The organism is Pseudoduganella sp. jia 9 (assembly GCF_055502615.1).
Genome location: NZ_JBUPWE010000017.1, coordinates 38,860 through 57,091, shown reverse-complemented (window position 1 = coordinate 57,091; position 18,232 = coordinate 38,860). Strand labels below are relative to the sequence as shown.

Annotated in this window: 13 protein-coding genes and 1 pseudogene; 8 read left to right on the top strand and 6 right to left on the bottom strand. The window is 61.8% G+C overall.

The features are described 5' to 3' along the window. Positions 1–5: 5 nt before the first annotated feature. Positions 6–1,703, bottom strand: coding sequence for a DNA cytosine methyltransferase (locus ACY34H_RS22450; RefSeq protein WP_464979689.1), 1,698 nt, complete (start codon positions 1,701–1,703; stop codon positions 6–8). 982 nt (positions 1,704–2,685) lie between these two features. Between ACY34H_RS22450 and tnpC the strand changes: the two are divergent. Further along, positions 2,686–3,531, top strand: a pseudogene (gene tnpC, locus ACY34H_RS22445) (IS66 family transposase); the annotation flags it as partial. A gap of 585 nt (positions 3,532–4,116) precedes the next feature. After that, complete coding sequence (locus ACY34H_RS22440; protein WP_464979688.1) at positions 4,117–4,317, top strand: hypothetical protein; 201 nt, start codon at positions 4,117–4,119, stop codon at positions 4,315–4,317. Between the two features lie 166 nt (positions 4,318–4,483). Here ACY34H_RS22440 and ACY34H_RS22435 read toward each other — a convergent pair whose 3' ends face one another. From ACY34H_RS22435 to ACY34H_RS22425, 3 genes are read right to left on the bottom strand one after another with little or no spacing between them, the layout of a single operon-like run. Next, complete coding sequence (locus ACY34H_RS22435) at positions 4,484–5,410, bottom strand: transglutaminase family protein (protein ID WP_464979687.1); 927 nt, start codon at positions 5,408–5,410, stop codon at positions 4,484–4,486. After that, complete coding sequence (locus tag ACY34H_RS22430; RefSeq protein WP_464979686.1) at positions 5,407–7,995, bottom strand: circularly permuted type 2 ATP-grasp protein; 2,589 nt, start codon at positions 7,993–7,995, stop codon at positions 5,407–5,409. The genes ACY34H_RS22435 and ACY34H_RS22430 overlap by 4 nt, the downstream gene beginning before the upstream one ends. Positions 7,996–8,039: 44 nt before the next feature. Further along, positions 8,040–11,426, bottom strand: a complete 3,387-nt coding sequence (locus ACY34H_RS22425; RefSeq protein WP_464979685.1) for a transglutaminase family protein — start codon at positions 11,424–11,426, stop codon at positions 8,040–8,042. Between the two features lie 383 nt (positions 11,427–11,809). Between ACY34H_RS22425 and ACY34H_RS22420 the strand changes: the two genes are divergently transcribed. From ACY34H_RS22420 to ACY34H_RS22410, 3 genes are all read left to right on the top strand, one after another. Continuing rightward, a complete protein-coding gene (locus tag ACY34H_RS22420; protein WP_464979684.1) occupies positions 11,810–13,222 on the top strand; it encodes a circularly permuted type 2 ATP-grasp protein in 1,413 nt (470 codons plus the stop codon). Position 13,223: 1 nt separating this feature from the next. After that, positions 13,224–14,183: an alpha-E domain-containing protein gene (locus ACY34H_RS22415; protein WP_464979683.1), complete on the top strand. Its 960-nt coding sequence runs from the start codon at positions 13,224–13,226 to the stop codon at positions 14,181–14,183. Between the two features lie 129 nt (positions 14,184–14,312). Then, a complete protein-coding gene (locus tag ACY34H_RS22410; protein WP_464979682.1) occupies positions 14,313–15,107 on the top strand; it encodes a transglutaminase domain-containing protein in 795 nt (264 codons plus the stop codon). On the opposite strand, the gene ACY34H_RS22405 is transcribed toward ACY34H_RS22410, so the two are convergent. After that, positions 15,090–16,172, bottom strand: coding sequence for a zinc-binding metallopeptidase family protein (locus tag ACY34H_RS22405; RefSeq protein WP_464979681.1), 1,083 nt, complete (start codon positions 16,170–16,172; stop codon positions 15,090–15,092). The two genes, ACY34H_RS22410 and ACY34H_RS22405, sit on opposite strands and share 18 nt — an antisense overlap. A 121-nt stretch (positions 16,173–16,293) precedes the next feature. Beyond that, a complete protein-coding gene (locus ACY34H_RS22400) occupies positions 16,294–16,590 on the bottom strand; it encodes a hypothetical protein (RefSeq protein WP_464979680.1) in 297 nt (98 codons plus the stop codon). Between the two features lie 118 nt (positions 16,591–16,708). Between ACY34H_RS22400 and ACY34H_RS22395 the strand changes: the two genes are divergently transcribed. From ACY34H_RS22395 to ACY34H_RS22385, 3 genes are read left to right on the top strand one after another with little or no spacing between them, the layout of a single operon-like run. Next, positions 16,709–17,200, top strand: coding sequence for an Hcp family type VI secretion system effector (locus ACY34H_RS22395; protein ID WP_464979679.1), 492 nt, complete (start codon positions 16,709–16,711; stop codon positions 17,198–17,200). 9 nt (positions 17,201–17,209) lie between these two features. After that, a complete protein-coding gene (locus tag ACY34H_RS22390) occupies positions 17,210–17,692 on the top strand; it encodes a hypothetical protein (RefSeq protein ID WP_464979678.1) in 483 nt (160 codons plus the stop codon). Continuing rightward, positions 17,693–18,064, top strand: coding sequence for a hypothetical protein (locus tag ACY34H_RS22385; RefSeq protein WP_464979677.1), 372 nt, complete (start codon positions 17,693–17,695; stop codon positions 18,062–18,064). Positions 18,065–18,232 lie beyond the last annotated feature (168 nt).

The window sequence follows — 18,232 nt, the reverse complement described above, 5'->3', positions numbered from 1 at the left end:
TCCTGCTATGCTGCATCTTGGAACTGCGTATCCGAGACCGACGGAGATCCTTGCTCGTACAGCCGTAACAGGTCATGTACGATTTCCCCCAGTGCCCGGCCTAGCAGGGGCGGGACAGCATTGCCTACCTGTGTGTACTGCGGTACCTGATACTTCCTTGCGGCGCCACCAGTCGTAGCCTTCGAGCGAAAAACAAAGTTGTCCGGGAAGGATTGGATTCGTGCCATTTCCCGAACTGATAGCGTACGTAACCCATCCAGCTCGTCGTGGAAGTGACATACGTCGTCGGGTATCGAGAGCGCGGCAGGCGCAGGCTCGCTCCGTACCAACGCTTGCTGGGACCGCTTTCCCGTACGGTGTTGGATAAGGAATTGCTCAAGGGCGGATTTGTGCTGGAAAGCGTAGAACGGCATACCCTCGGTCATGTAGAAGGTACCGTGCTGCAGCTCGTCCCATGCCTTGTTGTCGATACCGGTTGCTTTCCCTTTGAGAACCCTGCGCGCGGAGATTGCAGCTTCCGCGGATACCTGGCTTAGTACTTGGTAGATCCTGAACCTGCATTGGACCTCAAATCCATGCGTGCGCGAGACGTGGTTATTCACTGCATGGCGCCCAGCCGGCATTTCTGTGTGCTTACTTACCCAGCGGCCGAGCAAGTCGTCTAGCCGTTTAGCGTAGTCCGACCGGTCCGTCCCGGACATGCGCAGGTCGCCGATGGCCTCCTCTGCTGAAGGTGGTTTGGCCCAGGCCACGAGCCGCCCAAGTAATGTTCCTTGAAAAAGTTGCTGGTTCTTTGTCGCATCGTGTACAGGCAGGTCATCCTCTTCCACGTCGAGTCCAGCCCTTGCCTTGTCGAAGAAGGACTCGGAAGAAAGCAGGAGCTCCCGGTCTTTTCCGTGTAACAGACCCTTGAGACGATCGAATACGTCTCGCCGGAACGACAGCATCACAAACCTCGTGCGATTCTGGGCTACGCCTGCATGCTTCGCATTGACATGGAGGCAGAGGGGCACGTAGCCATGGGCTGGATCGGCAGGATCGCCATCGCTTCCCAACCCTACCTGCGCGAAGGCCTTTGCCACCTCGAGCCACGCAAAGACCTTCTTCCCGTCCACCTTGAAAGGCCTGAGGATGCCCGTAACGTTTTCGAGCAGTGCAAACTTGGGTTGGACGAGTTCCACGAACTTGGCAAATTCCCAAGGCAGCACGTTGCGCGAGTTGGAATACTCGCGCATGCCAGCCATGCTAAAGCTCTGGCAGGGCGGACCACCGGATACGAGATCGACGTTCCCGTGCCCGAAGCCGTCCTTCAGCCTTGCGAGTGCACCTCGGTTGAGGGGATTCCTAAGCCAGGTGTTGAGATGGGCTACATTACCGACTACAAGCGAGCCCTCAAGGCCTGTTCCGTCGCCTTGCAGGTCGCAGCTACGCTCTGCTAGTGGCGGATACCCTTGCGGGTTCTCCCGTAGGCGAGAGGCAAGATCGCCCGGTCCGAATTCCGTGCTCAACCACTTTGTCTTCAGGCCCGCTGGAGCCTGTATCTTCCTATCCGCCAAGTTGCGTAGGTCTTCCCCAAGGAGGTTGTACGCGAATGTCTCGGCAGCCATTGGCGACAACTCGTTTGCGAGAAGCATTTTGCCGCCAGATGCACGGAGGCCAAGGGATAGGCCACCGCATCCGGCAAATAATTCTATGTATTTCATATATTTAGGTACTGGCCAATGTCGGCACAGCAGATGCTGCATTCTAGCAAGGAGCGACATTGCCTTGGTACCTTTTCTTTCTAAAAAGCTAGCGTCACGCTCGAATGCTGACAACTAGCGCATCTGCTGCTTGCGCAAGAGTCTGGGAACGTTTGCCTTAATACCAAGCTAATGCCCCAAATGCTGATGAATTTTTGCTACCGACGAGCTGGATGGGGAACCGCAATTCACCGGATGATCGGCGATATGCGCATTACGTGAACTTCCAGTGTTGCCACAATCCAGTTCATCCTGACCGTTCTACAGGAGCGTATATCGGTGCACGCTGAAGCGTTTGCGCTCGATCTTGACCTCGCAGGCTACGTAGGCTTTGACGGTCTTGACGGGGGCTAGTTCGTAGCGCAGCGCCGCAGTAGCTGCTAAATCCAAGCATCGAATTCGGTACGCGCTGGCCCAGCTGTCAGGCAACGTGGGAGGGCCACTGAGTACAGGCGCTCGAGCAGTGACGCCCAGCCAGTCGGCCACGGTCTCTCATAGTCGCAGCATGGAGTATCGATTTTGCTCGCTTGCCCCGCTAGAAAGCGCACTGTCCAGTGCAGAACAACGGCTGCTCAAATAGTCCTGTATGACATGCAGATAAAAAGGCAGGTTGGCGGCGCGGCGCGTTCTCATAGGAGAGTGGTGTGGACACCCTCTCCGCCAAGTATTTGCAGAAAACCTTCTATTTTCAAAGGTTTTTGTTTTTTCCTTCTTTTTTAGAGGTCAACCTACAAATCTACCCACAAGTGGGGACGTGCGATTGGAAGTTAGGCCTTCGGCATGGCATTTTTTACTGGCACGAGGCTACATGCTGGAGGGTATTTATGCTCTCTCAGGTTTGATTTAAAGACGGGCCAACCCCAACTAAATGGAAGATGTTGAACGACGCGCCGCAAGGGGCTTTTTGTTGTAAGCGTAGAGCCAGCACCGTCTAGACACTGACGCGCTCGAACGCCATGTTTTTGCTAGCACGAAGCTGCATGCCGACGATACACCGCTGCCAGTGCTGGCACCAGGTAAGGGCAAAACGCGCACGGCACGCCTGTGGACTTACGTGCGCGATGACCGTGCCAGCGGTGACGCAACGCCACCAGCGGTATGGTTTGCGTACTCGCCGGACCGCAAGGGCGAACATCCACAAGCGCATTTAACCAGCTTCAATGGCGTGCTGCAGGCTGATGCCTACGCCGGCTTCAATGCCGTCTACGAAACCGGCCGCGTAGTCGAAGCAGCCTGCTGGGCGCACGCCCGGCGCAAATTTTATGATCTGCATGAGGCCCGCCCGACACCGCTGACCACCGAGGCACTGCGCCGAATCGGTAAACTGTATGGCATCGAAGAATCCATCCGCGGTAAGCCGCCAGATGAACGTCGTGCTGCACGTCAGCAGCAAGCGAAACCGCTGATAGATGACCTGAAGCGCTGGCTGCATGCGACGCTCGCCACGCTGTCACGCAAATCCGATACAGCGGCGGCAATCCTGTACGCCCTCAAGCTATGGCCGGCGCTGACCCGCTATGCCGACAACGGCCGCATCGAGATCGACAACTCGGCCGCCGAACGTGCGCTACGCGGCATCACACTAGGACGGCGAAACTATCTGTTTGCCGGAGCCGACAGCGGTGGCGAACGCGCTGCCGCCATGTACGGGCTAACCGGAACGGCCAAGCTGAACGGAAGCGACCCCGAAGCCTGGTTGCGCCACGTGCTGACACATATCGCCGATCATCCTGTGAACCGCGTCGACGATTTCCTGCCCTGGAACTGTGCCGCCAAGCTGGCCGGCTGAACTCCGCTTCCCAGCGGTGTGGCACGCATCATCTCGCTTCCCATCTGATGCATCAAGACGGTGCTGAGCCGACGCTTACTTTTTGTTCTCCCTGGACTTATCCAGTCCGCCGTGCATGTGCCGCGCTCGTGGCCGAGCGGCCCAGCTTTCGCGAATGGTGAATGGGTTGGATTCCTTCAATAGGTCCCCAAGCTGATGGCCAGCTGACATTTTCCGACGAAGCCATTTCGCGCAAAGTTACACTGCTGCGACAGACTCCCGACTTTTCGACACTCTCCGCAACGCTCCCAGTATCGACGTGTATGAACTGAGCGTGGCTCTAGCCGGTTACTGGACGACTCGCGCTGGATCCTCGACATTTGCTGCCGCCTGCAACTCGGCGCGCAGGTGATGGTATTCGAGTACCGCTTGGGCATTCTCGTGCCCGGCCGCATTCAGCAGCTGGACACAACCGTAACACTGCAGGACTTGCCAAGGGCGCGCGCTGGGAGCTGCCTAATCCGGCCATCGTGCCCGATCCTGCCCAGAGTCCTGAGCAGGCGCCGGCCGCGCCGCCGCCCCGTGTTTCGCCCCAATGATTTCCAGGTGAGCGACACGGTTGGCTTCACCGAAAAATACCTGCGCCAGCGCATCGGCATGATCACCCGCAATAATGTCAAGACCTGTTCGATCGTGTGCGAAGGCGAGCAATGGCGCGTTTCCCAGCGCTGCTGGGCAAAATCATCGATCTGTAGCGTTACGTATCTCCAAGGCTCAGGGCAGGACATGCGCGTTTGCTTGCACTGAATCGCCTCGGTTTTTTGGCGGCTTCATCCTGGCTTGTTCTGTAACCCCGATAGCGTCCGAGGATTCGATACTCTCGGCGAATCCTCTATCGGCTCAGGGCCGCGCCGGTAGCCGAGCGTGACCCGCTTTTGCGGATTGTGACCGACACTTCCATACGCAGTCTTTTTCAACCCTCTCTTATTTTCTCCAACGGCGTCACCGTCACCTCCACATCCAACACCTGCCCCCCACCCCCCAACACAATCCCCCGCATCGGCGTCACATCACTAAAATCCCGCCCCCAGCCGAGGGTGATGTGCTCATGCCCCACAAGGCAGCGGTTGGTCGGATCAAAATCCACCCAGCCGATGGAAGGGCAAAACACCGACACCCAGGCATGCGAAGCATCCGCCCCCACCAACCGTGGCTTCCCCTCCGGCGGATGCGTCAAGATATACCCACTGATATACCGAGCCGGCAGCCCAAGGCTGCGCAAGCAGCCAATCATCAGCTGAGCAAAATCCTGGCAAACCCCACGCCGCCCCCTTAGCACCTGCTCCAAAGGCGTTGAAATCTCCGTCGCCCGCGCATCGAAATCGAAATCCTCGAAAATCCGATGCGTCAATTCCAGCGCCGCATCCAGCTGCGGCCGGCAAGGCGTATAGCTCTCCCGCGCATACGCCTCCAGCTCCGGAAACGAATAAACATGCGGCGACGCATACAGATACCGGCATGCCTCCAGGGTCGCGGCACTCTTCTCCTTGGCCATCATGTCCCGCGTCCCTTCCCACGGCAGCGTGCCACCAATATCCGCCAGGGTAGGCCGCGCAAACAGCGCAACAGTCGACTCGGCATGCACCAGCAAACTGTCATGCGGCACCGTCAGCGAAACATGCCGCGTACAGTTGCCAAAATAATCGGTCCCATCGCGCGCATCGTCGACGGCCCGGTCCAGCCAGATCTGATGCGACTCGGTCTGCTGGAACGGAAAAGAGCGCGGTGTCAAATGCAGATACTGCTGCGATAACGTCACCGTGCTCTGATACCGATACCGCGTCTCATGCACCACCCGGTAACGGGCGCACACCTCAGCCGAAGAAAAAAGAGAACTCATGATCTCCGGCTCCTCTGCTGCCCATCCGTATAACTGAAGAACTGCACACTGATCTGCTCCGACAACGCCGCACTGGCCACCTGTATCCGATTCAGCAGGTCGCTCAGATGCGCATTGCTGTAATTGAGATCGGCATCCGGCTCCAGTGCCAGCACTTCCTCCCGCAACGGCGCCAGCAACTCCACGCCGCAAGGCCCATGGGTCAGCGCGATTTTCCGAAGAGCGCCCAGGATGCCGTCCATCTGGAACAGGATCGAGCGCGGATTCGTGCCGTCGCGCAGCAGCAGGTCGAGCACCGGCAGCCACTCGGGCTGGGCGCGGTAGCGGGCCCGATAAGTGATGATGCTGTCGGACAGCTCGAGCAGCCATTCCAGGTTGCCGTTCTCGTCCATCGCCAGCGCGCGCTGCAGCACCACGCTCTGGAACTGCAGCCGCTCCAGGCGGCGGCCGATCGACATGAAGCGCCAGCCGAGGTCGCGCGTCATGCCGTCGAGCGCGAAGCCGGCCAGCGTCATCAGCGAGGAGGCGGCGTCGTCGAGGATCGTCATCGCTTCCGACTGCGACGGCCGCTCGCCCGGCGGGGCGGTGGGCTGCACCATGCGGTTCAGCGCGCGCCAGTTGTCGACCGAGAAGCGCTCGTGCAGCTGGCCGGCGATGCGCACCAGGTGCTGCTGCTGGCGGGCCAGCCCGGGTACGTTGGGCGATACCACCGCCAGCAGCAGGGCCGATTCGAGTTCGGCATCGGTGAAGATGGCACCCGCCTGGCTCTGGCTTTGCGATTGGCCACCCTGGCCGGAAGTCTGGCTCTGCATTTGAACCGCCTGTCCGGCAACCGGCCGCTTTTCGCCATCGATCAGCTGAAAATAGATGCACAGCGCCTCGACGGTCGGCCATTCCGCGCCGCGCTGGTCGAAGCGCACGTTGAACAGGAAGTTGAGCGCCACCCGCAGCAGGCGGGCGATGTTGTCGCAGCGTTCCGCATAGCGGCCGAACCACAGCAGGTTTTCCGCCACACGGCTCGAAAGGTTGCTGTCTTCGCGCACCAGGTCCTTGGCGGTGATGCTGCGCTTCTGCAGGCGCGGTACTGCCACCCGGGCGCGCGCCTGCACCCAGGTGTCCTTGCTGGCGCCGCCCATCTTCATCGTCAGCACGCGCGCATCCGGGCCGGTGGCCACGCGGGTCAGGCCGCCCGGCATGACGACATAACCGTTCGGCGTGGCGCAGGCAAACACGCGCAGGCCGATGGCGCGCGCCTGCAGGCCGGGTTCCGCGCCGGGTTTCCATACCGGTGCCCGCGACAGCTGCACCAGTTCCTGGGCGATGTAGTTGTTCGGGTTGGCGCGCAGCCTGGCGATCAGCGCCGCGCGTGCATCGCCGGTGAGGTCCTGGCCAAACACAGTGGTCGGCGGCAGCTGCGAAAAGCTCGGTTTGATGATCAGCCGATCCAGCTTGCCGATCACCGCTTCCAGCGCGGCCGGTTCGCCGCACCACCAGGTGGCGACGGATGGCATCTTCAGCGGTTCTCCAAGCAGCCGCCGCGACAGCGCCGGCAGGAAGCCGAGCAGGGCGCCCGATTCGAGCAGGCTGGAGCCCAGGCTGTTCGACACCAGCACATTGCCGCGCCGGGCCGCCTGTGTCAGTCCCGCCACACCCAGCATCGAGCTGCACAGTTCCAGCGGGTCGCACGATTCGTCGTCGACGCGGCGGATGATCACGTGCACCCGGTGCAGGCCTGCCAGGGTTTTTAAAAAGACCACGCCGTCGCGCACGGTGAGGTCGCTGCCTTCCACCAGCGGCAGGCCGAGATGGCGAGCCAGGTAGGCCTGCTCGTAGTAGCTCTCGGTGCGCGGGCCCGGCGTCAGCAGCACGATCAGCGGCATTTCGCCATCGCGCAGCGGTGCCGGGGAATCGCCGTTGGCCGCGCACAGGCGGCCCCAGTGCACCAGGCTGTCGCGCATGGTGCGGAAGAAGCCGGCCAGCGGCTGCACTTTCAGTTCGCGCAGCAGGTCGGGGAAGGTGGGCGAGATGATGGCGCGGTTTTCCAGCGCATAGCCGGCGCCCGATGGCGCCTGCGTGCGGTCGGCCAGCACCCACCAGCGGCCATCCGGCGCGCGCGCCAGGTCCACCGCGTAGAAGTGCAGGGCGATGTCGTCGTGGTGGCCCATGCCGTGGCAGGGGCGCAGGAAGCCGGCGTGGCCGTGCACCAGTGCCGGCGGCAGCAGGCCTTCACGCAGCATCTCCTGCGGGCCGTAGACGTCGCCGAGGATTTTATTGAGCAGCCGGGCGCGCTGGATCACCGCCGCCTCGATGCCGCTCCATTCCTCGTGCGGCAGGATCAGGGGCAGCACGTTCAGGTCCCATGGACGCTGCATGCCGTCGGCGTCGGCGCGCACGTTGTACGTCACGCCGTTTTCACGCACCTGGCGCTGCACCATCTCGTGGCGCTGGCGCATCATGTCTGGCGGTTCGTGCTCCAGGCTGTCGAGCATGGCGCGCCAGTGCGCGCGCGGCACCTTGGCCGCGTCGAGCATTTCATCGAAACCATCGGGCGCGGAAAGGTAAGACTCAAGTAGATTATTGGACATGTCGCACGGCAGCTATTCTTTCCATCAGGAACTTAAACAGTAGATCAATCTGCCTGCCAGCGCAAATCCAATGTCATCGGGAAGCTCGGATTCCGTTCCTCTTTTCGCACAGTCATCGGGCCCGGCGTGTGCCCGTGCGGCCAGAAGCGCGCGAAACGGCGTGCCTCGGCGGCGTTGGCGTTGACCGGCGAGCCCACTTCGTTGCGCCCGCCCGGATGCACCACGTGGTACGTGCAGCCGCCGATGGCGCGCCCGCTCCAGGTGTCGACCAGGTCGAAGGTGAGCGGCGCCTGCACACGGATGGTCGGGTGCAGCGCCGACCACGGGCTCCACGCGCGGAAGCGCACGCCGGCCACGTATTCGCCCGGAATGCCGGTAGGGTGCAGCGGCAGCATGCGGCCGTTGCAGGCGATGACGTGGCGGCCGTTGGTCAGCCCGCGCACCAGCAGCTGCATCCGCTCCACCGACGAATCGACATAGCGCGCGGTGCCACCGGCGCTGACTTCCTCGCCCAGCACGTTCCACGGCTCGATCGCCTGGCGCAGTTCCATTTCCACGCCCTCATAAACAACAGTGCCGAAGCGGGGGAAGCGGAACTCGATGAACGGCTCGAACCAGTGGTCCTCGAATTCGTAGCCGTGCGCGCGCAGGTCGCGGGCCACGTCGCGGATGTCCTGGGCGACGAAATGCGGCAGCATCCAGCGGTCGTGCAGGGCCACGCCCCAGTTCACCAGCTTGGCCTGGTAGGGCTGGCGCCAGAAGCGCGCGACCAGGGCGCGCAGCAGCAGCATCTGCAGGAGGCTCATGCGCTCGTGCGGCGGCATCTCGAAGGCGCGGAATTCCACCAGGCCCAGGCGGCCGGTGGGGCCGTCCGGCGAATACAGTTTGTCGATCGAGAATTCCGAGCGGTGCGTGTTGCCCGTCAGGTCCACCAGCAGGTTGCGCAGCAGGCGGTCGACGATCCACGGCTTGTCGCCTTCGTGCAGCGTCGGCAGCACCTGGTCCATCTGCTGGAAGGCGATCGCCAGTTCGTACAGGTTGTCGTCGCGCGCTTCGTCCACGCGCGGCGCCTGGCTGGTCGGCCCGATGAACGTGCCCGAGAACAGGTACGACAGGGCCGGGTGGTTCTGCCAGTAGGTGATCAGGCTTTTCAGCAGGTCCGGGCGGCGCAGCATCGGGCTGTCTTCGGCGGTGGCGCCGCCCAGCGTCGCGTGGTTGCCGCCGCCGGTGCCGGTGTGCCGGCCGTCGAGCATGAATTTCTCGGTGCCCAGCCGGGTCAGGCGGGCTTCCTGGTACAGCGTCGACACGTTATAAACCAGCTCGTTCCAGCTGGCCGCCGGATGGATGTTCACCTCGATCACGCCGGGATCGGGCGTCACGCTGAGTAGTTTTATGCGCGGGTCGCGCGGCGGCGCGTAGCCTTCGATGCGCAGCTTCATCGCCAGCTTGGCCGCGGTGCGTTCGACGGCGCTCACCAGCGCCAGGTAATCCTCGATGCGTTTCAGCGGCGGCATGAACACGTACAGCCGGCCGGCACGCACTTCGACGCACAGCGCGGTGTGGATCACGTCGCGCGATGCCGGTTCGGCCGGCCGGGGTGGCCGGATCGGTTCGACGACCGGCCTGCGCGCCTTGTCCGCCGCTTTGTCAGTAGGAGCCTTGCCCGCGGCCAGGCCCAGGATCGGACGCTTCTCCTTTTCCTTCTTGCGTTCCTCGACCGGCAGCGCGGCGCGTGGCGCGAACGGGTCGACGTCGTATTCGTCCTCGCGTTCTTCCGGCAGCACCCATGGCAGCGTGGCCAGCGGCAGCCGCAGGCCGATCGGCGAATCGCCTTCGATCAGGTACAGGTTCTCGCGCCGGATCGGCCACGGCGACGTTTGCCAGACGGTGCCGATCATGGCCGGATCGTAGTCCTTGGCCTTCAGCGGCAGCACGTAGCCGGCCACCTCGCCCAGGCCGCGTTCGAGCAGGCGGGCCAGGCGGCGGCGTTCTTCCGGCGCGGTGAGGTCGGCGTCCAGCGGATCGAGATTGCGCGGCAGCGCCTGCTCGCGCTGTGCCTGCAGCAGCACGTCCTCGTAGGCCGGGATGGCGCTGTTGGAGGGCAGGGCGAGCGATTTCACCAGCTCTGTCGTGAAACGGCCGGCATCGTCGGGGCCATAGCCGTCGTCGATGTGTTCATCCGAGAACAGCGAGGCGTCGAGCCACATCGGCTGGCCGTCGATGCGCCAGTAGATATTCAGGGCCCAGCGCGGCAGCGGTTCGCCCGGGTACCACTTGCCCTGGCCGTAGTGCAGCATGCCGCCCGGCGCAAAGTGGTTTTTCAACCGGTGCATCAGATTGCCCGCCAGCTCGCGCTTCTTGTCGCCGTGGGCCTGGGTGTTCCATTCGGGGCCGTCCATGTCGTCGATCGACACGAAGGTCGGCTCGCCGCCCTGGGTCAGGCGCACGTCCTGGGCCTTCAGGTCCGCATCGACCTGCTGGCCGAGGCGGTCGATCTTCTGCCAGTCCGCTTCCGTGTACGGTTTTGTCACGCGCGGGTCTTCGTGGATGCGCGTGACCGTCATCTCGTGGAAGAACGTGACTTCGGCCTTGTCCGTGAAGCCGGAAACCGGCGCCGCCGACGAGGGCAGGGCGGTACAGGCCAGCGGAATGTGGCCTTCGCTGGCCAGCATGCCGGAGGTGGGGTCGAGCCCGATCCAGCCGGCGCCGGGGATGTACACCTCGGTCCACGCGTGCAGGTCCGTGAAATCGACGTCGGTGCCGCTTGGGCCGTCGAGTGCTTCCTGGTCGGCGCGCAGCTGGATCAGGTAGCCGGACACGAAGCGTGCCGCCAGGCCCATCTCGCGCAGGATCTGCACCAGCAGCCAGCCGGTGTCGCGGCACGAGCCGGAACGCTTCTGCAGCGTTTCATCCGGCGCCTGCACGCCGGGCTCCATGCGCAGCAGGTAGGCGATGTCGCGCTGCAGGCGCTGGTTGACGGCGACCAGGAAGTCGTTGGTGCCCATCGGCTTGGCCAGCAGGTCGCGGCGTGCCGCGGTCACCCATTCCATTACCAGCGGGCTGGAAGGTTCCGTCTGCAGGTAGGCGCTCAGTTCGGCCGTCAGCTGCGGCGGGTAGGCGAACGGGAAAGTCTCCGCATACTTCTCGACAAAGAAGTCGAACGGATTGATGACGGTCATGTCGGCCACCAGGTCGACCGTGAAGTCGAGCGTGTCCGATTTTTCGGGGAAGACAAAGCGGCCGATGTAGTTGCCGTACGGGTCCTGCTGCCAGTTGATGAAGTGTTCCTGCGGCGTGACCGACAGCGAATACGACAGGATCGGCGTGCGCGCGTGCGGCGCCGGACGCAGGCGCACTTCATGGGGGGACAGGCTGACCAGGCGGTCATAGCGGTAACTGGTCTTGTGGTGCAGCGCGATACGGATAGCCATGCGGGAGTGCCTTTCGAAAGGGGCGCGGTATGAGATGCATCAAGCATGATTCGTACCTGCAATAAAGGCAATCTATTTGGAGCGGGGTGGGGTGGGGGCAGGGGTGTTGGATGCGCGCGTTAGCGGTGGAGTCTCAGGGGTCTGTCCCCGGTAAGTGTTGGCCGCCAGCCCGGTAGTTGGCGTTTTGAGGGGACTGACCCCAGTTTTTGCCAGCGCACTCGACATGCGAACAACACCGGGGTCAGTTCCCTCAAAAAGCCGCTGGCAAGCACGCAGGCCAACACTTACCGGGGACAGACCCCTGCGGCTCGACCGCTGTCATTACATGGACGTCTTACCCCTGGCACGTTTCTTGTTAGCACTCTTGCTACGAGGAGGAATCGATGCCGAACTTTTACGATGAAATGTATTCCACCGAGGCAACCGTGCGCCCGCACTACCAGGCGTTCGCGGACTGGCTGGCGTTGCAGCCACCCGGCCAGATCGACCAGAAGCGCACCGAAGCCGAGTTGATCTTCCAGCGCGTGGGCATCACGTTTGCCGTGTATGGCGACACCGCCGGCAAGGAGCGCCTGATTCCGTTCGATATCATCCCGCGCGTGATCCACGCCGCCGAGTGGGCCAAGCTGCAGGCCGGCCTGGTGCAGCGGGTCACCGCGCTGAACCGCTTCCTGCACGACATCTATCATGGCCAGGAAATCCTCCAGGCGGGCATCATCCCGCGCGAGCAGATCCTTAACAATGCACAGTACCGCCCGGCCATGCAGGGCGTCGACGTGCCTGCCGATATCTATGCGCACATTGCCGGCGTCGATATCGTGCGGGCCGGGGAGGGCGAGTTCTATGTGCTGGAAGACAATTTGAGGGTGCCGTCCGGCGTCTCCTACATGCTGGAAAACCGCAAGATGATGATGCGGCTGTTCCCGGCGCTGTTCGCCAGCAACCGGGTGGCGCCGGTCGACCATTATCCCGACCTGCTGCTCGATAACCTGCGCACCGTGGCGCCGCTGGGCAGCGCCGATCCGACCGTGGTCGTGCTGACGCCCGGCATGCACAACTCGGCCTATTTCGAGCATGCGTTCCTGGCCCAGCAGATGGGCGTGTCGCTGGTGCAGGGGCAGGACCTGTTCGTCAAGGACGAAACCGTGTGGATGCGCACCACGCGCGGCGCGCGGCGGGTCGACGTCATCTACCGCCGCATCGACGACGACTATCTCGATCCGCGCGCGTTCCGGGAAGAGTCCACGCTGGGCGTGCCCGGCCTGATGGAAGCGGTGCGCGCCGGCCGGGTGGGCCTGGCCAACGCGATCGGCACCGGAGTGGCCGACGACAAGTCGATCTACCCCTACGTGCCCGACATGATCGAGTTTTATCTGGGCGAAAAACCGATCCTCAATAACGTTCCTACTTACCAGTGCAGGAAGAAGGAAGACCTGGCCTACACGCTGGCGCACCTGCCCGAGCTGGTGGTGAAGGAAGTGCACGGCGCCGGCGGCTACGGCATGCTGGTCGGCCCGGCGTCGACGGGCGCCCAGGTCGAGGCGTTCCGCGAGCGGCTGCTGGCCAACCCGGCGGGCTACATCGCCCAGCCCACGCTGGCGCTGTCGGCCTGCCCGACGTACGTGGAGTCGGGCGTCGCGCCGCGCCATATCGACCTGCGGCCGTTTGTCCTGTCGGGCAAGACGGTGACGATGGTGCCGGGCGGGCTCACCCGCGTGGCGCTGCAGGAAGGCTCGCTGGTGGTGAATTCGTCGCAGGGCGGCGGCACCAAGGACACCTGGATACTGGAGAACTGACATGCTGAGCCGCACCGCAGATCATTTGTTCTGGATGGCCCGCTACACCGAACGGGCCGAGAACACCGCCCGCATGCTCGACGTGCGCGTGCAGTACTCGCTGATGCCGCAATCGCCGCTGGCCGTGCAGCAGGGCTGGCGCACCATGCTGGGCGTGTCGGAACTGGAAAGCCAGTTCGACGCCAAGTACGGCGCGCTGACGCAGAAGGAAGTCATCGACTTCATGGTGCGCGATCCGGACAATCCTTCGTCGATCGCCAGCTGCCTGACGGCGGCGCGCGAGAATGCCCGGGCCGTGCGCGGCACCCTCACCACTGAAGTGTGGGAGACCGAGAACACCACCTGGATCGAGCTGCAGCAGCACCTGCGGAGCCGGATGTTCGAGCACCAGCCCGGCCAGTTCCTGGAGTGGGTGAAGCACCGCTCGCACCTGTCGCGCGGTGTCACGCTGGGCACCATGTTCCAGGACGGTGCATTCAACTTCATCCGCCTCGGCACCTTCCTGGAGCGGGCCGACAACACGGCGCGCATCCTCGACGTGAAATTCCGCTTCCTCGATTCCGATGCGATCAAGGCGGGGCCGCAGGGCGAGTTCTATTACCTGGCGGCGCTGCTGCGCTCCGTGTCGGCGTTCGAGACGTACCGCAAGGTCTACCGCGATGCCATCACGCCGTCGCGCGTGGCCGCGCTGCTGATCCTCGAAGAGAAGATGCCGCGCTCGCTGGTGGCCTGCCTGGCCGCCGTGGTGGCCAACCTGCAGGAAATCAGCAACGACGTGTCGCAGGAGACCGAGCGCCTGGCCGGCAAGCTGCACGCCAAGGTACGTCTTGCCGTGATCGACGACATCCTGGAAGAAGGCCTGCATGATTTCCTGACGGCGTTCCTGGCTGCGATCGAACAGATCGGCAACGGTATCGGCAGCGATTTCCTGGTGCCGGCGGAGACGGAAGACCATGCGTAAGGTGTCGCGCTTGCCCTGCCGGTGTCACACTTATGCACCAGCAAATGACACGCCGCACCAGAGTGGCAATAATTACAACTCTCGCGCTATATTGGTGCGCTTATGTCGATAGCTGAAAGCGAGCCTGCCATGTTGTTGCGCACCCGTTGCAACCTGAGTTTCATCGTCGCCGAGCCGACACCGTTCATCCTGATGCTGCGCCCGCGCAGCGACGCGCTGCAATGGGTGACGCATCAAAGCTATAACCTGGCGCCCGGCGTGCCGGCGATGGAATTTACCGATGCCTATGGCAACCTGTGCCAGCGCCTGGTGGCGCCGCCCGGCGCCTTCTCGATCTACACCTCGGCCGACGTGATGACGGCCGCCACGATCGATGTCGCGCCGGGCGCGCCGTTCGACGAAGTGCAGCACCTGCCCGACGAGGTGCTGACGTACCTGCTGCCCAGCCGCTATTGCGAATCCGAGCTGTTTGCCGAGATGGCCACCGAAATCGTTGCCGGCGTCGCGCCGGGGTACGACCAAGTGGCCCGCATCACCGAATGGATCCGCAGCGAGGTGCGCTTCAATCCGGCATCGTCGTACAGCCACATGGCGGCGACCGACGTCAACGAGCGGCGCGAGGGAGTCTGCCGCGACTTGGCGCACCTGGGCATCGCCCTGTGCCGCAGCCTGTGCATTCCGGCGCGCATCGTCGCCGGCTACCTGCACGGGCTGGAACCGATGGACCTGCATGCGTGGTTCGAGGCTTACGTGGGCGGGCGCTGGTATACCTTCGATCCGACGCAGGATGGCCCGCGCGGCGGCCGTGTGACGATCGCCCGCGGCCACGACGCCGCCAACGTGGCGATCTTCAGCCGGTTCGGGCCGCCGCTGGTGCGCAATGAAATGGAAGTTTCCGTCGAACTGCTACATGGCTCGCCGTGAAGTGCGCGGACGCTGGGCGCGCACTACCTTGTGCACGAATTCCAGCTTTTCCAGCACCGGCGTGCTGAGCTTGAACGGATACGAGTCCGGCATGCCGATGCTGCGGTTCAGACTGTTGAGCACGTAGGTCAGCGCGAACCAGTCGTTCAGCGTGTCGCCGAACGAGGCGACCTTGGTGGGTGGCGCGGTGATGTCCAGCGACGGTTCGAGCGGTTTCGATGGCGTCAGCGACAGGCCGCACGCGTGCGCGGTTTCCAGCGTGTCCATCATGTGCAGGTAGTGGGCCCAGGTTTCCGCCCAGTCTTCCCACGGGTGCGAACTGGCGTAGCTGCTGACGAAACGCGATTCCCAGTCCTCCACCGGCCCTTCGGCATAGTGGCGTTTCAGGCTCTCGCCGTAATCCTGGCGCTCGTCGCCGAACAGGGCGCGGAAGCCGTCGATGAACTCGCTGTCGACGACCAGACGGTCAAAGTAATAATGGCCGCTCTCGTGGCGGAAATGCCCGAGCAGCGTGCGGTAGCGTTCGTGCATCTGCTCGCGCGTGCGTTCGCGTTCGGCCGGATCGGCTTCGGCGATGTTCAGCGTGATCAGGCCGTTGGCGTGGCCGGTCATCACGCACTGGTCGGTGACGCCGTCTTCCAGGAACTGGAAGGCCAGGCCGGTTTCCGGTTCCTCTTCCTTCGAGGCGGGCGTCAGGTTCAGCGTGGCCAGCGAAAACAGCAGGCGGCGCTTGGCCGTTTCGAGGCGGGCCCACAACACGTGGTTTTTTTCCGACGACAGCGCCGGAATCACGACGGTCAGCTGGCAAGATGCGCACAGCTCGTGGGGATCGTCCGCCGGCAGCATCCAGTTGCAGACGTTGTGCTCGACATAGTTGCCGCATTTTTTATACAGCTTGCCTTCGTCGACACGGTTCAGGCTGCGCCAGTGGCCGTCTTCGGTTTCCTCGAAGCTGTTGATGCTGCGGGTCGCGGGCTGGTAGCCGAGCGTGCTGTCGCAGTTGAAGCACAAGGTGTTTTCGAAAAAGACCTGCTGCGAGCATTTGTCGCAATGAAACGTTTTCATGGAAAGGCACCGGTAGAGGAGGGGTTGAACGACGGATATGTACAATCTATCAGTAATTTTAGTGTCGATATGGTCGTGTCGGACTACGCCTCATATCGTGCGCGGGGCAGGGGATGCCCCCTCACTCGAACAGCGTCGACTGCCTGACAACATACCCCGCCGGCTTCTTGCGGTTTTCGATCACGCCCTCGTCGACGAGACGTTGCAGCCATGCCTTGGCCTGCGTGGGCGAAACGTCGAGCGCCTCGGCGAGTTCGGCATCCTTCATCGGCAAATGCAATTCCTTCCGGACCGCCTTGCGCACGGCCGCGAATATCGCATTGGCAGGTCGCGGTGCGAATGGCAATTGAAAGTTAATACAGGTTTCCGCTTGCCAGCGATCTAAAACTGATTCAACTCTTCGTTGAGCAGCGCCCATCTGTTCATTGCCTGTGCAGTCATTCAAGGACGCTCTGATTTAACCAGTTGATATATACCAACGGCCACAATCGATCTCCATGTGAAACTGTGACACTTCTCACAACAGGAGCACTGACATGGCGATCGATGTTTACCTGCAAATTGATGGTATCAAAGGCGAGTCGCAAGACTCGGGACATCAAGGCTGGATTGAAGTTAGTTCAGCTTCAATGGGCGTCAAACAACCCAAGAGCGCAACGGCTTCGACAGGTGGAGGACATACTGCCGAACGATGCGAGCACAAGACCATTGCTCTAACCAAGCTTGCTGACCTGGCTTCTCCTATCCTCATGCAGCACTGCTCAATGGGTAAGACGATCCCAAGAGCGAAGCTCGAATTCATGCGTGCCGATGGAGACGGAAAACCCATCAAATACTACGAAGTCGAGCTGGAAAATGTCCTTATTGCGAATATTGACCAAGTCATACATGAAGGCAGTATCCTGCTTGAGTCCATCGGGCTTCGATTTTCCAAAGTGAAGTGGAAATACACCCAGCAAAAAATTGCTGGAGCCGCTTCAGGCAATACGTCTGGCGGTTGGGATTTAGCTTGTAACAAGTGTGCATGAGGTGCCGTCATGACTAAAGGAGTGCCTGTACAGCCAAAAGACCCGCGGGACTACTTCATGCTGCCCCAAGCTCCCGAGGAGGCAGGCTACTATATTTATGGTACGCCTGCCCAAGGAGCCTATCAGTATGCCCACCCTTCCATGATGACTGTTCTTTATTGGGTTGAACGGGAATGGGCCGCTGCGGAAAGGCGAAAGTTCGGGATCGGAAACATTAGTCTTTATAACGGCGAGAAAAGAGCGGAGGAGCATCGTTCTCATGTGAACGGGCTACAGGTCGATATCAGGCCGGTGAGGAAAGATGGTCTTCACCTTCCTGTTACATGGAAGCTCTCCGAGTACGATGCAGAGGCAACCGCGAGGCTCATCGGGATATTTTTCTCCCACCCATTCGTCAAGAAAATTCTCTTCAACGATACCAGAATTCCTGGCGTGAAATCCTGGGTCAAACATGACGATCATTTCCACGTCGCCATCACATCAGGAGCTTGAATGAAGACATTGCTTGTCATGGCTTTATTTTTGTCGGCTTCTGTAAATGCGGAAGAAACGAGCAAGTGGACTGGTGCCAACCGGCCTTTGACGTCTGCAAGCTATCTTATTTACTCGGGCGAGGTGGGAGACAGAAGGCCGCCGACAAATTCTGATAAAAAGCTGGCGATTGCCATCCGCGGACAAGCTGCCAGGCAAATCTTTGAAACGATTGGTCCAGATGTGAAAGGCGTAAGTTGCAGTGCCGAGAATGGCGAGCGGATGAGAAGCAAGGGCGAGATATGGTGCTCCTACATGCCAAGTGACGGGTACATGTGCTTCCTCGGGTTTGATTTAAGGACGGGTCAACCACATCCAGGTGGGAGCTGTTGAATGAAGCCCGCCAGGGGCTTTTAAGATCGGCATGATGACGGCGCAATCTGAAAGGTGATGCAGATTGCGCCGTCCGGCTACTGGTAATACGCGGCGCAGCAGCAACGTAAAAAGCCCAGCGCCGTGCATCGCAACCAAACACGGCAGGGGCCACAATGACGGCGTCAT